The sequence below is a fragment of the Urbifossiella limnaea genome (assembly GCF_007747215.1).
In the GTDB taxonomy this organism is placed as follows: domain Bacteria; phylum Planctomycetota; class Planctomycetia; order Gemmatales; family Gemmataceae; genus Urbifossiella; species Urbifossiella limnaea.
Window position 1 is genome coordinate 1,437,147 of record NZ_CP036273.1, and the last position, 12,772, is coordinate 1,449,918.

12 protein-coding genes are annotated in these 12,772 nt (G+C 73.0%); 7 read left to right on the top strand and 5 right to left on the bottom strand.

Going from position 1 to position 12,772, the window contains the following annotated elements:
• Window positions 1–152: 152 nt before the first annotated feature.
• Window positions 153–656 carry an RNA polymerase sigma factor gene (locus ETAA1_RS05765; RefSeq protein WP_145235139.1) on the top strand — a complete coding sequence of 168 codons (504 nt, stop codon included), beginning with the start codon at window positions 153–155 and terminating at the stop codon, window positions 654–656.
• Window positions 653–1,471, top strand: a complete 819-nt coding sequence (locus tag ETAA1_RS05770; protein ID WP_145235141.1) for a hypothetical protein — start codon at window positions 653–655, stop codon at window positions 1,469–1,471. Before ETAA1_RS05765 ends, ETAA1_RS05770 begins: the two co-directional genes overlap by 4 nt.
• A 61-nt stretch (window positions 1,472–1,532) precedes the next feature.
• Here ETAA1_RS05770 and ETAA1_RS05775 read toward each other — a convergent pair whose 3' ends face one another.
• A complete protein-coding gene (locus tag ETAA1_RS05775; protein ID WP_145235142.1) occupies window positions 1,533–2,435 on the bottom strand; it encodes a HEAT repeat domain-containing protein in 903 nt (300 codons plus the stop codon).
• A 360-nt stretch (window positions 2,436–2,795) separates the two neighbouring features.
• Between ETAA1_RS05775 and ETAA1_RS05780 the strand changes: the two genes are divergently transcribed.
• The 3 genes from ETAA1_RS05780 to ETAA1_RS05790 all read left to right on the top strand — a co-directional run bounded on the left by ETAA1_RS05780 (window position 2,796) and on the right by ETAA1_RS05790 (window position 6,389).
• Window positions 2,796–3,389, top strand: coding sequence for a sigma-70 RNA polymerase sigma factor region 4 domain-containing protein (locus ETAA1_RS05780; RefSeq protein WP_145235144.1), 594 nt, complete (start codon window positions 2,796–2,798; stop codon window positions 3,387–3,389).
• 156 nt (window positions 3,390–3,545) lie between these two features.
• On the top strand, window positions 3,546–5,081 hold the full coding sequence (locus ETAA1_RS05785) for a serine/threonine-protein kinase (protein ID WP_145235146.1): 1,536 nt from the start codon (window positions 3,546–3,548) through the stop codon (window positions 5,079–5,081).
• A 129-nt stretch (window positions 5,082–5,210) separates the two neighbouring features.
• Complete coding sequence (locus tag ETAA1_RS05790) at window positions 5,211–6,389, top strand: metallophosphoesterase (protein WP_145235147.1); 1,179 nt, start codon at window positions 5,211–5,213, stop codon at window positions 6,387–6,389.
• Here ETAA1_RS05790 and rsmA read toward each other — a convergent pair.
• Both rsmA and rsfS read right to left on the bottom strand, forming a co-directional pair.
• Window positions 6,364–7,299, bottom strand: a complete 936-nt coding sequence (rsmA, locus tag ETAA1_RS05795) for a 16S rRNA (adenine(1518)-N(6)/adenine(1519)-N(6))-dimethyltransferase RsmA (RefSeq protein WP_145235149.1) — start codon at window positions 7,297–7,299, stop codon at window positions 6,364–6,366. The two genes, ETAA1_RS05790 and rsmA, sit on opposite strands and share 26 nt — an antisense overlap.
• An 87-nt stretch (window positions 7,300–7,386) precedes the next feature.
• Window positions 7,387–7,797, bottom strand: a complete 411-nt coding sequence (gene rsfS, locus ETAA1_RS05800) for a ribosome silencing factor (protein WP_238389380.1) — start codon at window positions 7,795–7,797, stop codon at window positions 7,387–7,389.
• Window positions 7,798–8,236: 439 nt separating this feature from the next.
• Between rsfS and ETAA1_RS05805 the strand changes: the two genes are divergently transcribed.
• Window positions 8,237–9,232, top strand: coding sequence for a phosphoglycerate dehydrogenase (locus tag ETAA1_RS05805; RefSeq protein ID WP_202920689.1), 996 nt, complete (start codon window positions 8,237–8,239; stop codon window positions 9,230–9,232).
• An 11-nt stretch (window positions 9,233–9,243) separates the two neighbouring features.
• On the opposite strand, the gene ETAA1_RS05810 is transcribed toward ETAA1_RS05805, so the two are convergent.
• On the bottom strand, window positions 9,244–10,227 hold the full coding sequence (locus tag ETAA1_RS05810) for a DUF1573 domain-containing protein (RefSeq protein WP_145235152.1): 984 nt from the start codon (window positions 10,225–10,227) through the stop codon (window positions 9,244–9,246).
• Window positions 10,228–10,358: 131 nt separating this feature from the next.
• Here ETAA1_RS05810 and dnaB point away from each other — a divergent pair, with 131 nt between their 5' ends.
• On the top strand, window positions 10,359–11,729 hold the full coding sequence (dnaB, locus tag ETAA1_RS05815; RefSeq protein WP_145235155.1) for a replicative DNA helicase: 1,371 nt from the start codon (window positions 10,359–10,361) through the stop codon (window positions 11,727–11,729).
• A gap of 12 nt (window positions 11,730–11,741) precedes the next feature.
• Here the strand turns inward: dnaB and ETAA1_RS05820 are convergent, their stop codons facing one another.
• The gene (locus tag ETAA1_RS05820) at window positions 11,742–12,704 is read right to left on the bottom strand and encodes a hypothetical protein (RefSeq protein WP_145235157.1); all 963 of its coding nucleotides are present in this window, start codon (window positions 12,702–12,704) and stop codon (window positions 11,742–11,744) included.
• Window positions 12,705–12,772 lie beyond the last annotated feature (68 nt).

Below are 12,772 nucleotides of genomic sequence, written 5' to 3' on the forward strand. Positions count from 1 at the left end.
GAGCGTCGTTTCACCCGGCGAGCGGCCCGCGTCAGCGGGCTGTTAACTGTGGCGCCGAGAGGCCCCAGGAAACAGCCCGCTGACGCGGGCCGCTCGCCTCGCTTCCCGAATTCGTGTAATCCCTTCCCCGCCGCCGGCGACTGACGGGCACCATGACCGACTGGCCCGCCGTCGTCGGCGAGTACGGCCCGCTCGTGTGGCGGACCGCGTACCGCCTCACCGGCAACCCCGCCGACGCCGCCGACTGCTACCAGCAGGCGTTCCTCGCCGCCGTCCGGCTCGCCGCCGCCGGCCCGGTCCGCCACTGGGGCGGCGCCCTCCGCCGGCTCGCCACCGCCCGCGCCCTCGACCTGCTGCGGGCGCGCCACCGGGCGCGCGCCGCGGAGTTCACCGACGCCCCCGACCCGCGGCCCGCCGACCCGCTCGGCGACCTCGCCGCCGGCGAGCTCGCGGCGCACCTCCGCGCCGCGCTCGCCGCCCTCGACCCGCTGCCGGCCGAACTGTTCTGCCTCGTCGCACTCGACGGCCTGACCAACGCCGAGGCCGCGGCCGCGCTCGGCATCACCGCCAACCACGCCGGGGTGCTCTTGCACCGCACCCGGGCCACGCTCCGCACCCGGCTCCGCGCCTTCGACCCCGCGGGAGAACCGCCATGACCGACCCGCTCGACCGCGCCGCCGCCGAAGTCCGCGACACGCCCGTGCCCCCCGTCCCGTCGGACCTTGCCGCCGCGACCGTCGCGGCGCTGGCGGCGGCCGAAGGTACACTCGCCACCCGGAGACGCCGAATGAAGCTGCTTCGCACCGTCGGGGCCACCGCCGCCCTGGCCGCCGCCGTCACCCTGGTCGTCGTGTTGGGTAGCGGCTCGCCGGCGTCCGCGCTCGAGGCCGCGCTCGACAAGGCGAGGAACGCCCGGTCGGTGAAGTTCGTCAGCGTGCTGCACGTGAAGCACCCGGAGATGACGCCGCAGACGACGACCGTGTACTGGCAGGGCGCGAAGGTGCGGTTCGAGCAGGGCGACCACGTCCGCGTGGCGGACTACGCGGCGAACTGCGGCGTGTTCCTGTACCCGGCCGTGAAGTACGCCTGGCGGCTCAAGAACGTGGCGAAGATGGAGCCGCCGCTCGCGCAGTACGAGCGGTTCGTGGCGAGCCGCGGGGCGAAGGACGGCACCGACGACGTCCGCGGCGTGAAGGCCGACCGCTACCGGCTGAAGGTGGACCGCAAGGACGACCCGCAGGACGTGCGGCTGTGGGTGGACCCGCGGACCGGCTGGCCGGTGAAGCTGGAGGCGACGGGGACAGTGCAGATGCCGGACGGCACGGGGAAGGACACGCCGGCGCCGTACACCCTGACGGACGACCGGTACGAGTGGGACGCGCCGCTGGACGCGAAGCTGTTCGAGGTGGAGGTGCCGGCCGGCTGGGAGGCCGGCGACGTACCCCCGGAACTGCGGCCGCGGAAGGAGTGAAAGCGTAGCCGGCTTCCGACCGGTCGTTGCGTTAGCCGGCCTGTTGGAAGTCAGCCGGGCCTCACGCCCCCTCCACCAGCCGCGCCGCCTGGCGGGCGGCGTCGCGGAGCGGGTCGGGGCCGTGCCGCGACGCGGCGGTCAGCTCCGGCAGCGCCGCCGCGGCCGCCGCGCCCATCTTCCCCAGCGCCTGCGCCGCGTACACCCGACACGTGTCGTCCGCCGTCGCCTCCGTCGCGGCCGCCGGGGCCGTCGGCGTCACCGCGCCGCTCCCGGCTCCGAACCCCGACAGGGAACTCCCCGGCGGCGGCGTGTCCGCCAGCCCCCGGCCGGACGAGCCCCGCACCAGCTTCGCCAGGTACGGCACCGCCGGCCGCGCCGCCGCCCCCATCCACCCCAGCGCCAGCGCCGACTCCCCCCGCACGAACGGGTCGGTGTGCTGCAGGTGGGTGATCAGCGTCGCCAGCGCGGGGAAGCCGATCTGGCTGAGCGCCTTCGCCGCCAGCCGGCACAGCACGATGTTGGTCCCCCGCATCGCCTCCGCCAGCGCCGGCACCGCGTCGGCCCCGTCGGCGCCCATGTTCCCCAGCGCCTGGGCCGCCCCGCTGGCCGTCCGCGGGTCGGCGTCGCGCAGGGCCTCGCACACTGCCGCCAGTGCCGGCCGGGCCAGCGGGCCGAGCCGGCCCAGCGCCCAAACGGCCTGCCGGCGGACGTACTTGTCGTCGTGCCGCAGCATCAGCTTCAGCGGCGGCAGCGCTTCCGGCCCCATCTGCCCGAGCGCCTGCGTCGCCGCCTCGCGGACCTTGCCGTCGGCGTCGTCGGCGGCGCGGACCAGCGCCGGGATGGCATCGCGGGCGAGCCAGCCGAGGCGGCCGAGGTCGCGGGCGGCACGGGCGCGGTCGATCGGTACCGCGGCGCGGAGCCGGCGGAGGAGATCGGGGAGCGGGTCGTCGGTCTGGGTCGTCATCGGTCGCCGCGGCCCGTCCGGGAAGGGAAAGCCACGCACAACTGTAGGACACCGGCTGTGTGCCGCAACCGTCGGTCAGTGTTTCGGTTGTGGCGCGAACCGGTTCGCGCCGGGCCGATTCGCGCTGCGACTGAATCGGCGTAACCCGTTTCCGGAGCAGCGTGTGCGACGAGGCGTAACTTGGATGGTCTTTCTTATCATTGACTCATTGCTTCGCGCGAGCCCCTGGGGCGGTGGCAGAGAAACAATGAACCGGACTGGAACGTGACACCGGGGCCGGGTAATTTCGGCGGGGTTGGCGAGGGGCGGGCGGGTCGTTGTCCGGTAGAATGGGAACCTGCACCTGGAGGCGGAGCAGTCATGAAGCGGTTCGTGCCGACGGCGGCGGGGCGGTCGCGGGCGATGATGGTGGCGGTGGTGCTGGGCACGGCGCTGACGGCCGGCGAGGCGTCGGCCGCCCCGGACGCCCGCGCCGTGCAGGACATCAGCCGCTACTGCCAGGCCTGCTGGCGGAACGCCCGGCTGCCCGCCGACCGCTGGGGCGACTGCACCCAGGAGGTGTTCACGCGGCTGCTGGAGCGCGTGGAGTCGGAGAAGTGGCAGACCGTGCTGAAGGACGACGAGACGCTGGAACGGCGCGAGTTCCTGCGGGCCATCGACGCGGTGAAGAAGCGGGTGCAGCGGGCGCGGAAGGTGTCGCCGCTGAGCCCGGAGGTGGCCGACCGGCGCGGGTCGAACACGGTGCGCGACGACCGCGAGGCGGTGGCGCAGGCGGCGCGGCAGGTGCTGGGGCCGCGGCAGCGGCGCATCCTGGAGCTGACCGCCGCCGGGTGGGCGGTCCCCGAGATCGCCGGCGAGTTGGGGACGACGGCCGAGCGCGTCAGCGACGAGAAGTACAAGGCGGTGCGGAAGCTGCAGCACTACTTTCGGGGGGACGAAGGGGTGAACGGGTGAAGGGGTGAAGGGGTGAGTTGAAGCGGCACGGCCCACCCGTTGCGACGGGTGGGCTTTCGTGTTTTCACACCCCTTCACCCCTTCACCCGTTCACCCCTTCATGCCCCCCCAGGATGCTGTAGAGTACCCCCGACACCTACTCGCGCGGACCCCCTCATGGCGACCCCGGTCTTGTCGGTCCGCGACTTCTGCGCACTGCTGACCAAGAGCAAGCTCCTGACGCCCGACGAGGTGGACGCCGTCCGCCGCCGCTGGGAGGCCGACCACCCCGACGCCGACGGCGACGTGGACGGGTTCGTGAAGTCGATCTCCGGCCGCAAGGGCGTCATCACCCACTGGCAGGCGGCGCTCCTGAGCCGCGGCCGGGCCGACGGGTTCTTCGTCGAGGGGTACAAGATTCTGGAGCAACTCGGCAAGGGGCAGATGGGCGGCGTGTACAAGGCCGCCCACGCGCTGGGGCAGGTGGTGGCGCTGAAGATTTTGCCGGCCAGCCGCGCGAGGGACGCGCGGCTGCTGGCCCGGTTCCAGCGCGAGGCCCGGCTGCTGACGCAACTCGACCACCCGAACGTGGTCCGCGCCTACCAGGTCGGCGACAGCGGCGGCCGGCACTTCATCGCCATGGAGTTCCTCGACGGCGAGACGCTCGACGAGGTGCTCGACCGCCGCAAGAAGCTGCCGGTGCCGGAAGCCGTGCGGCTGGTGCGGCAGGCGCTCGACGGCCTCGGCCACCTGCACGAGCGGCGGACGGTTCATCGGGACATCAAGCCGAGCAACCTGATGGTGACGCCGCCGCCGCCGAAGCACGGCCCGGACACCACGCTCGACGCCACGCTCAAGATCCTCGACGTGGGCCTCGGCCGCGAGCTGTTCGCGGAGGCGCTCGGCCCCGACGACCAGACGGCGACGCAACTGACGGTGGAGGGTGCGGTGGTCGGCACGCCGGACTACATGAGCCCGGAGCAGGCGAAAGACGCCCGCACCAGTGACATCCGCTCCGACCTGTACAGCCTCGGGTGCGTGCTCTTCCACCTGGTGTCGGGCCGGCCGGTGTTCACGGAGTCGTCGGTCACGGCGCAGCTGCTGCGGCACGCGACCGACGCCCCGCCGCCGCTCCCGCCCGACGCCCCGCCGGGCTTGCAGGCGGTGCTCGACCGCTTCCTGGCGAAGAACCCCGACGACCGCTTCCAGACGCCGGAGGAGGCGTCGAAGGCGCTGAAGCCGTTCCAGGCGGGCGGCGCGGCGCCGGCCAAGTCGGGCGTGAACCCGGCGTACCAGAAGTGGCTGGACACCGAATCGCGGGCTGACGGTGACCTGCCCGCGCCGCCGCTGCCGAAACCAGGTACGCGGCCGGCGCCGGCGTTGAAGCCCGGTACCGGGACGGCGTCGGCCGTGCCGTCGTGGCAGCCGGCGGCGCGGGCGCCGGCCCTGCCCCCCCCACCCGGCGACGACGACGATTTGGTGGACGTGGAGCTGGTGACGGCCGCGCCGCCGCCGCCCGCGCTGCCGCCGCCGCCGGTGTACGTGAAGCTGCCGGACGACCGCTCACTGTTGGACCTGAACCGCCGCGACATGCTGATGCTGACGGCCGGCGGCGTCGGCGTGGTGGCGGCGCTGGCCGCGGGCTACGGGCTGGCCAAGTTGGTGCAGGGGCTCCGCGCGCCGAAGACGGACACGGACCCCCCGGAAGGTTAGCCCCGGCGGCGCCGCCCGCGCCGGCGTGCCCGGCACCGGCGTCGCCGGGCACGCCGGGTCGGCCGCGCCCTGCCGCCCGGTGGGCGGGGTCGCTACCGTAACCCGGTCCCGCCCCGAGGGCCGCCGCCGATGCCGCCGCTGGTTCTGCTCGTCCTCCTCGCCGTCCTCACGGCCGACGCCGTTTGCTGGTGGCGCGCCGACCGCCGCGCCCGCTTGTGGCCCCGCGCCGCCGCGTGGCGCGGGCTCGTCGCCCTGTTCGTCGGCGGGCAGATGACGCTCGTGTTCTGGGTGATCGGCGGGCGCGTCGAGCCGACCGTTGGGGTCGGCCGGCCGCCGCAGTTCCTCGCCGCCGTCGCCTTCCTCTGGCACCTCCTGATCCTGCCGACCATCGCCGTCGTCGCTACCGCCGCGGCCGCGGCTCGGTTGATCGCCCGCGCCGTGCCGCGCCCGGCGCCGCCCGCCGACGCCGGGGCGCCGACGCGCCGGCAGTTCCACGGCCTGGTCGCCACCGCCGCACCGGCGCTGCTCGCCGGGAGTGGGGCGGTCGTGTCGCGGAGTCAGGTGCAGGGCTTCCGCGTCCGCGAGATGAGCGTGCCGCTGCCGACGCTGCCGCCGGAACTCGACGGCGTCCGCGTCGCCGTCGTGTCCGACCTCCACGTCGGCAGCTTCACCACCGGCGAGACGGTGCGGCGCGTCGTCGAGGGAACGAGCCGGCTCGACGCCGACCTGATCCTGCTCCCCGGCGACCTGATCGACAACGCCCTCGCCGACCTGGGGGCCGCGCTCGACGCCGTGAGCAACATGCAGTCGCGGCACGGGGCGTACCTGTGCGTCGGCAACCACGACTTGATTGAGGACGGCGTCGAATTCGTCCGCCGCACCCGCGCCCGGGTGCCGCTGCTGGTCGGCGAGTCGCGGACGGTTACGGTCCGCGGCGTGCCGGTGCAACTGCTCGGGCTGCCGTGGAACCGGGACGAGCGGCGGTCGGCGGAGGTGGTGCGTGAGTTGGCCGGTACGGTGGCCGCGGGGGCGTTCCCGATCCTGCTGGCGCACCACCCGCACGCGTTCGACGCGGCCGCCGAGGCGGGACTGCCCCTGACCGTGTCCGGCCACACGCACGGCGGGCAGCTGATGGCGGGCGAGTCGGTGGGGTTCGGGCCGCTGATGTTCCGCTACTGGTCGGGCCTGTACCGAAAGCCCGGCGACACCGCGCTGGTGGTGTCGAACGGTGTGGGGAACTGGTTCCCGCTGCGGGTCCGTGCGCCGGCGGAAATCGTCCACCTCACGCTGCGGGCGGCGCGGGCATGAACGCGGCGCACAGCCGCAGGTGCTGCTCCACGTCGAGCGCCTCCGAGCGGATGGTGCCGTCGATGCCAAGCTCCTTGAGCTTCGCGTCCACCTCGTCCTTGTCCTTGCGGCCGCTCGGCCAGCCGGTCAGCGCCTGCCGCAGGTTCTTCCGCCGGTGGACGTACAGGTCGCGGAGGAACACCCGGAACCGGGCCACGTCGCCGACCTTCGCCCGCTTCTCGGCGCTCGGCACGATCTTCACGATCGCCGAGTCCACCTTCGGCCGCGGGTGGAAGTTGCCCGGCAGCACCTTCCGCACCACCTCCACGTCGGCCACCGCCTGCACCAGCACCGACAGGGCGTTGTAGTCCTTGGTGCCGGCCACCGCGCGCATCCGCTCGGCAATCTCCCACTGCACCATCACCACCATCCGCTCGATCGGCAGCCCCGCGATGAGCAGGTTGCTGACCAGCGGCGTGGCGATGACGTACGGCAGGTTCGCCACCAACTTCCGGCGGGCGCAGCCGAACGCCGCCGCGGACGCGTCCCACGCGGCGAGCATGTCGGGGTTCAGCACGTTCTTGCCGGCCAGCGCGTCGCCGAGCACGAAGTGGACGTTCTTGCGGGCGCCGACGATCTGCTTGGCGACCGGCTGCAGCGACCGGTCCACCTCGACGGTGGTGACGACGCCGGCGTGGTCGGCGAGGCGGGCGGTGAGGGAGCCGGTCCCGGTGCCGACCTCGAGCACCGCGTCGGTGCGGTCGAGTTCGGCGGCCCGGACGATGAGGTCGAGGAGGTTCAGGTCGATGAGGAAGTTCTGGCCGAGCTTGCTCTTCGCCTCCAGGCCGAAGGCGTCGAACAGGCGGCGGAGGTACGTCAGCGTCTGCCGCTCGGCCGGCGTCGGCTTGGTGGGCTTCTCGGTGTCGCTCATGGTGCTCGGTCAGACCCCTGGTTCACGAACCCGAACCCCACGGCGGCGCGAGGGAAGCCGGGGGCTCCGGCCCCCGGCTCGCCGGGCCTATTCCTCGTCCGCCCAGTCCACCTTCGGCGCGTCGGCCCACAGCTCTTCCAGCTTGTAGTAGTCGCGCGTGTCGGGGTCGAAGACGTGAACCACCACGTCGCCGTAGTCCTGCACCACCCACTTGCTCGCGTCGTACCCCTCGATCCCCTGCCGCGTGTCGCCCACGCCCCGGAGAACCTCGTCGATCTCCTCGGCCACCGTGTGAATCTGCCGGCGGCTCGTGCCGGTGGCGATCACGAAGAAGTCGAACAGCGGGGTGAGGCCGCGCATGTCCAGGACGAGTACGTCCTGGCCCTTGTTGTCGGCGGCGGTGCGGGCGGCCAAACAGGCCCGCGACAGGGCGGGGGGGAGGGCGACGGGGGTAGACACCGCGGGGTCCGCGGTCAGCGTGGCGGCGGCGGCGTTCAAGGAGGCTCCTTATGGCAGGGGTGCCTCCGGAAGCGGGTGCCGCGGGGGAACAGGTGTAAGGTGCCTGTTGCTCGTGGGTCGCCTCCGGGGGGACAAACCAGGCCGACGGGTGGGGGCACGGCCAGGTCCGCGCCCGCTACTCAATCGTCGCCCCGGTTCAGTCAATAATCAAGAAGCACGTCGCGTTTCCTGCGTCGGGAAGTCGGGCGCTTCAGGTTGGGGGCGGAATACGCCGCCCGTCCGCTACAACCGGACCGGGCCGGCACGGGTTCTCGCCCCGCCCGGCCCGGTGTGGGGTTGGCGATCGGACACCGGCCGCTAGGACCGGGTTCGTCTCGCCCCACGTCCGTATTCTACCGGCGTCGCGCCCGGACAGGGGTGAACAACTGGTGTACACCCGGCCCGCTCCGCCGCCCACGCCTTTCCCAGAAACCTGCCCATGAAGCCCCGCGTCCTCATCGCCCCCGCCCCGCTCCAGGACATTGAGCACGTCTACGGCCCGGCGATCACCGCCGCCGGCGCCGAGCTGGTGTTCCCGGGCAAGCCGCACCAACTGTCCGAGGCCGAGCTGCTGGAGGTGCTCCCCGGGTGCGTCGCGACGCTGGCCGGGTCCGAGCCGTACACCCGCGCCGTGATCGCGGCCGCGGCGGCGAAGGGGTTGAAGGTGATCGCCCGCGCCGGCGTCGGGTACGACGCGGTCGACCTGGCGGCCGCGACGGAGCACGGCGTGGCCGTGACGTTCGCCCCCGGCACGAACCAGGAGTCGGTGGCCGAGCACACGTTCACGCTGATCCTGGCGCTGGCCCGGCACCTGATCCGCCAGCACAACGGCATCGCCGCCGGCGGCTGGCCGCGGCAGACGAACCGGCCGATCCGCGGCACCGTCCTCGGCGTGCTCGGCCTGGGTCGCATCGGCAAGGCGGTGGCCCGCGTCGGCCGCAACTTCGGCATGACGGTCATCGGGCACGACCCCTACGCCGACTCCGCGTACTGCGCCGCCAACGGCATCGAACTGCTGCCGATGGACGACGTGTTCCGCCGGGCCGACTGGGTGAGCCTGCACATGCCGATGCTGCCGGAGTCGAGGCAGTGCGTGAACGCGCGGACGCTCGGGCTGATGAAGCCGACGGCGTTCCTGATCAACACCGCGCGCGGCGGCGTGGTGTGCGAGCCGGACCTGTTCGACGCGCTGAAGAACAACCGCATCGCCGGCGCCGGGCTGGACGTGTTCGAGAACGAGCCCCCGGGCGCGAACCCGCTCCTGACGCTGGACAACGTGGTGATGACGGCGCACACCGCGGGCGTGGACCTTCTCAGCCGCGACGACATGGCGCGCGCCGCCGGCGAGGCGATCGCGCGGCTGATCACGGGGGTGTGGCCGGCCGACTGGGTGGTCAACCCGGCGGTGAAGGCGGCGTTTGAGTCGCGGGGCTGAACCGCTCGTCGTCAGGGGCTGCGCCCGGTGACGGTCCACGTCACCGGGATGACCAACTCCTCACCCGGCGGCCGGTCGGCGAGCCGCATGCGCAGCCGGGCCGCCCCCGGGCGCGTCGCCGCCACCGTGACGCGAACCGCCGTCACCGGCGCGGCTGCGTCCGGCCAGCGGGCCGTCACCTCGGGCGAATCGCTCACCACCCCCAGCACGCGAATCGGCGTGCCGTCGGGGCTCCGCAGCTGAACCAGCGCCGACACCTCCGGCGTCGCTGCGGTCAGCCGCACGGCCACCGCCTCCGGCGACGCCACGACGCCGGCGGCCGCCCGCTTCCGCACCCGCACCGGCACGCGGAACTCGGGATACGCCGCGTCGCCGGTCTGGAGCACCACCGTCTCCTCGCGCTCGCCGGCCGGGGCGTCCGCGGTCAGCGTCAGCGTCACCGTCTGCCGCCGCACGCCGTCCGCCCCCACCGCGGGTGGCGCCGCCGTGGCTGTCAGGTGCGGGCTGCTCGAAGCGGCCCGCAGCACCGTGAGCGGGGTCGGCCGGCTGTCGGTGATCGTGAGCGCCTGCGTGGCCCCGCCGGCGGTCGAGAACGCCACCTGCGGGGGGCTCACCACCACCTCGCGGGAAAGATTCGCGGTCAGCGTCAGCACGAGCTCGCCGGGCTGCGGGCCGCCCGGCGTGTCCACCTGATAGCCGACGGCGACCTGCCAGCGGTTCGGGCCGTCGGGCTGCGTCAGGGTGTTGATCTCGACCGCGAGCCGGGCCGTCTCGCCGGGCTGGAGTGCCTCGGCGCTCAGGCCGCGGCGGACGCAGCCGCAGCCGGCTTCGACCTTGAGAATCGTGAGTTTCCCGGCCGCGCCGCGGTGCGTCAGGTCGAACGCCTGCACCAGCGGCGGGCCGGCCTTGACGTCGCCGCGGGCGGCGACGGGCGTCGGGGTGTGGAGGGCCGGCGCGGGCTGCGCCGCCGCGAGCAGCGCGACGAGTGCGTACATAGCCGCGGGGATAGCGTCGGCTGCCGCGGCGGGCAATGCCGGCCGGACCGGCCTTCCCGCGAGCGCCGCGGCGGGGTATACCCGACGGGTGACCGGTGTACGCCCTGTCAGGTCTGCCCCGCGAGCCGCCGATGCCCGACCCCATGACCGACCGCCTGCCGCCGCACAGCCGTGACGCCGAGGAGGGCGTCATCGGCGGCGTCCTGCGCGACCCCGACGTGCTGTCCACGGTCCTGCAGATCATCAAGGCCGAGAACTTCTACTTCGACGCCCACCAGAAGGTCTTCCAGGCGGTCGTCGACCTTTACAACGACAACCAACCGGTCGACCTGGTACTGATCCACGACCGGCTCCGGAAGAACAAGCAGCTGGACGACGTGGGCGGGCCGAAGTTCCTGGCCGACCTGTGGGAGCGCGTGCCGACCGGGGCCAACGCCGACTACCACGCCAAGATCGTCCGCGACAGCGCGATGATCCGCAGCCTGATCCACGCCGGCAACGAGATCCTCCGCGACTCGTACGACCGCACCCAGAGCGCCGACGAGCTGGTGGCGACGGCCGAGCGGAAGGTGATGGAGATCGCCCGCGCCGGCATGATCGGCGAGACGAAGACGCTGAGCGAGACGGTCCGCGAGGCGTTCGACCGGATCGACGCGCGGGTGGGGAAGGAGAACCTGGCGGTCAGCGGCCTGGGGTCAGGGTATGTGGACCTGGACAACCTCACGGCCGGGTTCCAGAAGTCGGAGCTCACCATCATCGCGGCGCGGCCGGCCGTCGGGAAGACGGCGTTCGCGCTGAACGTCGTGCGGCACATGATCACGGAGGAGCAGGCGCCGGTCCTGTTCGTCAGCCTCGAAATGGCGCGGGTGGAGCTGGCGGAGCGCCTCCTGGCGTGTCAGTCGCGGGTGGACGCCCACAAGATTCGCAAGGGGCACCTCGGGGCCGACGACATCCAGAAGCTGATGGACGCCGGCGACGTGCTCCGCAAGGGCCGGCTGTACATCGACGACACGCCGAACCGCACCATGCTCCAGATCGGCGCCACGGCCCGGCGGCTGATGAAGAAGGAGGAGAAGAACGGCGGTCTGCGGGCGGTCGTGGTGGATTACTTGCAGCTGATCGAACCCGAGAGCCGCCGCGACCCGCGGCAGGAGCAGGTGGCGCAGATCAGCCGGCGGCTCAAGATTCTCGCCCGCGAGCTGCTGATCCCGGTGGTGGCGCTGGCCCAGGTGAACCGCGGCTCCGAGGACCGGCAGGACCACAAGCCGCGGCTGTCGGACCTGCGCGAGTCCGGGAGCATCGAGCAGGACGCCGACACGGTGCTGATGCTGCACCGGCCGGCGCTGTACGACAAGAGCCAGCCGGAGCTGGAGCGGGTGCTGGAGATCATCATCGCCAAGCAGCGCAACGGCCCGACCGGCGAGGTGACGCTCACGTACCTCAAGGAGTACATGCGGTACGAGAACTACATCCCGGACGTGGGCTACGGCGGCGTCGTGTGACGCGGCCGCGGCTCAGAACGTCAGGCCGTTGCCGGTGCCAGTGGCGGCCCCCGTCGTCGGGCCGCCCGGCCCGAACGAGCCGCTCGTCGTCGTAGTGCTCCCGCTGTCCTGGCTGATTGTGAATCCCGTCGCAACCGTGTTGAAGCCCGTCGTCCCGGTTTGGTTGAAGCCCGACGCGGCGGCCGCCAGTGCGGCGAGGATCGGGGCGTTCAGCCGGGCGCTCCGTTGCGAGAAGTCGTCCGCCGCCAGGTCGTAGCGGACCAGCCCGGTCACCACGTCGTACTGAAGGTTCACGCCGGCGGTCGTGGTCGGGGCGAAGGCGTAGAAGTCGTTGACCACGGTGCCGTCGCCGCGGAGCACGCGCACCCGCGGGCCGCCGCCGGGGCCGGCCGCCACGACCAGTTCGTCGCCGTTGGAAAGATTCCCGTCCAGCTCGCCGGCCGCGACGCGCACCCCGCCGCGGAACTCCGGCTCGAACGCGAAGAAGTTGCCGAGCGGCGTCGTCAGCGGCGTCGGGGTGAACCCGTCGAAGCGGAACGCCCGCACCCGCGGCCCGCCGTTCTGATCGGTGCCCACCACGATCTGGTCCAGCCCGCCGGCGACGCCGTCGATGTCGCCGACGGCGATCCGGACGCCGTCGCGGAAGCTGTCTTCGTAGGCGAAGAAGTCGCCGATCTTGGTGGTGGCGCCGGTGTCGATGCGGACGGCGTAGACCTGCACCCGCGGCCCGCCGCCCGGCCCCGGCGCGACGGCCACCTCGACCGTGGCGGGGTTGCCGTCGAGCTCGCCGGTGTCGGCGCGGACGCCGCCGGTGAACGTGCTCTCGAACGCCTGGAAGGTGCTGATGACGATGCCGCCGGGGTTCACGACTTCGACCAGCGGCAGCCCGCCGGCGATGGCCCCGGACGCGACGAAGAACGACGCGGGGTTCTCGCGCGCCTCCAGCGCGCACAGCGACGGGCGGAAGCGGGTCATGGGTGCGGCCTCGTGGGGTAATGACAGCGTACTGTCACACTGGGCCGCGTGCAACGGACGTTCCGCCG

Excerpts from the sequence above, each read along its gene's own strand:
- ETAA1_RS05765 (WP_145235139.1), top strand. The coding sequence starts at position 153 with ATGACCGACTGGCCCGCCGTCGTCGGCGAGTACGGCCCGCTCGTGTGG.
- ETAA1_RS05770 (WP_145235141.1), top strand. The coding sequence starts at position 653 with ATGACCGACCCGCTCGACCGCGCCGCCGCCGAAGTCCGCGACACGCCC.
- ETAA1_RS05775 (WP_145235142.1), bottom strand. The coding sequence starts at position 2,435 with ATGACGACCCAGACCGACGACCCGCTCCCCGATCTCCTCCGCCGGCTC.
- ETAA1_RS05780 (WP_145235144.1), top strand. The coding sequence starts at position 2,796 with ATGAAGCGGTTCGTGCCGACGGCGGCGGGGCGGTCGCGGGCGATGATG.
- ETAA1_RS05785 (WP_145235146.1), top strand. The coding sequence starts at position 3,546 with ATGGCGACCCCGGTCTTGTCGGTCCGCGACTTCTGCGCACTGCTGACC.
- ETAA1_RS05790 (WP_145235147.1), top strand. The coding sequence starts at position 5,211 with ATGCCGCCGCTGGTTCTGCTCGTCCTCCTCGCCGTCCTCACGGCCGAC.
- rsmA (WP_145235149.1), bottom strand. The coding sequence starts at position 7,299 with ATGAGCGACACCGAGAAGCCCACCAAGCCGACGCCGGCCGAGCGGCAG.
- ETAA1_RS05805 (WP_202920689.1), top strand. The coding sequence starts at position 8,237 with ATGAAGCCCCGCGTCCTCATCGCCCCCGCCCCGCTCCAGGACATTGAG.
- ETAA1_RS05810 (WP_145235152.1), bottom strand. The coding sequence starts at position 10,227 with ATGTACGCACTCGTCGCGCTGCTCGCGGCGGCGCAGCCCGCGCCGGCC.
- dnaB (WP_145235155.1), top strand. The coding sequence starts at position 10,359 with ATGCCCGACCCCATGACCGACCGCCTGCCGCCGCACAGCCGTGACGCC.
- ETAA1_RS05820 (WP_145235157.1), bottom strand. The coding sequence starts at position 12,704 with ATGACCCGCTTCCGCCCGTCGCTGTGCGCGCTGGAGGCGCGCGAGAAC.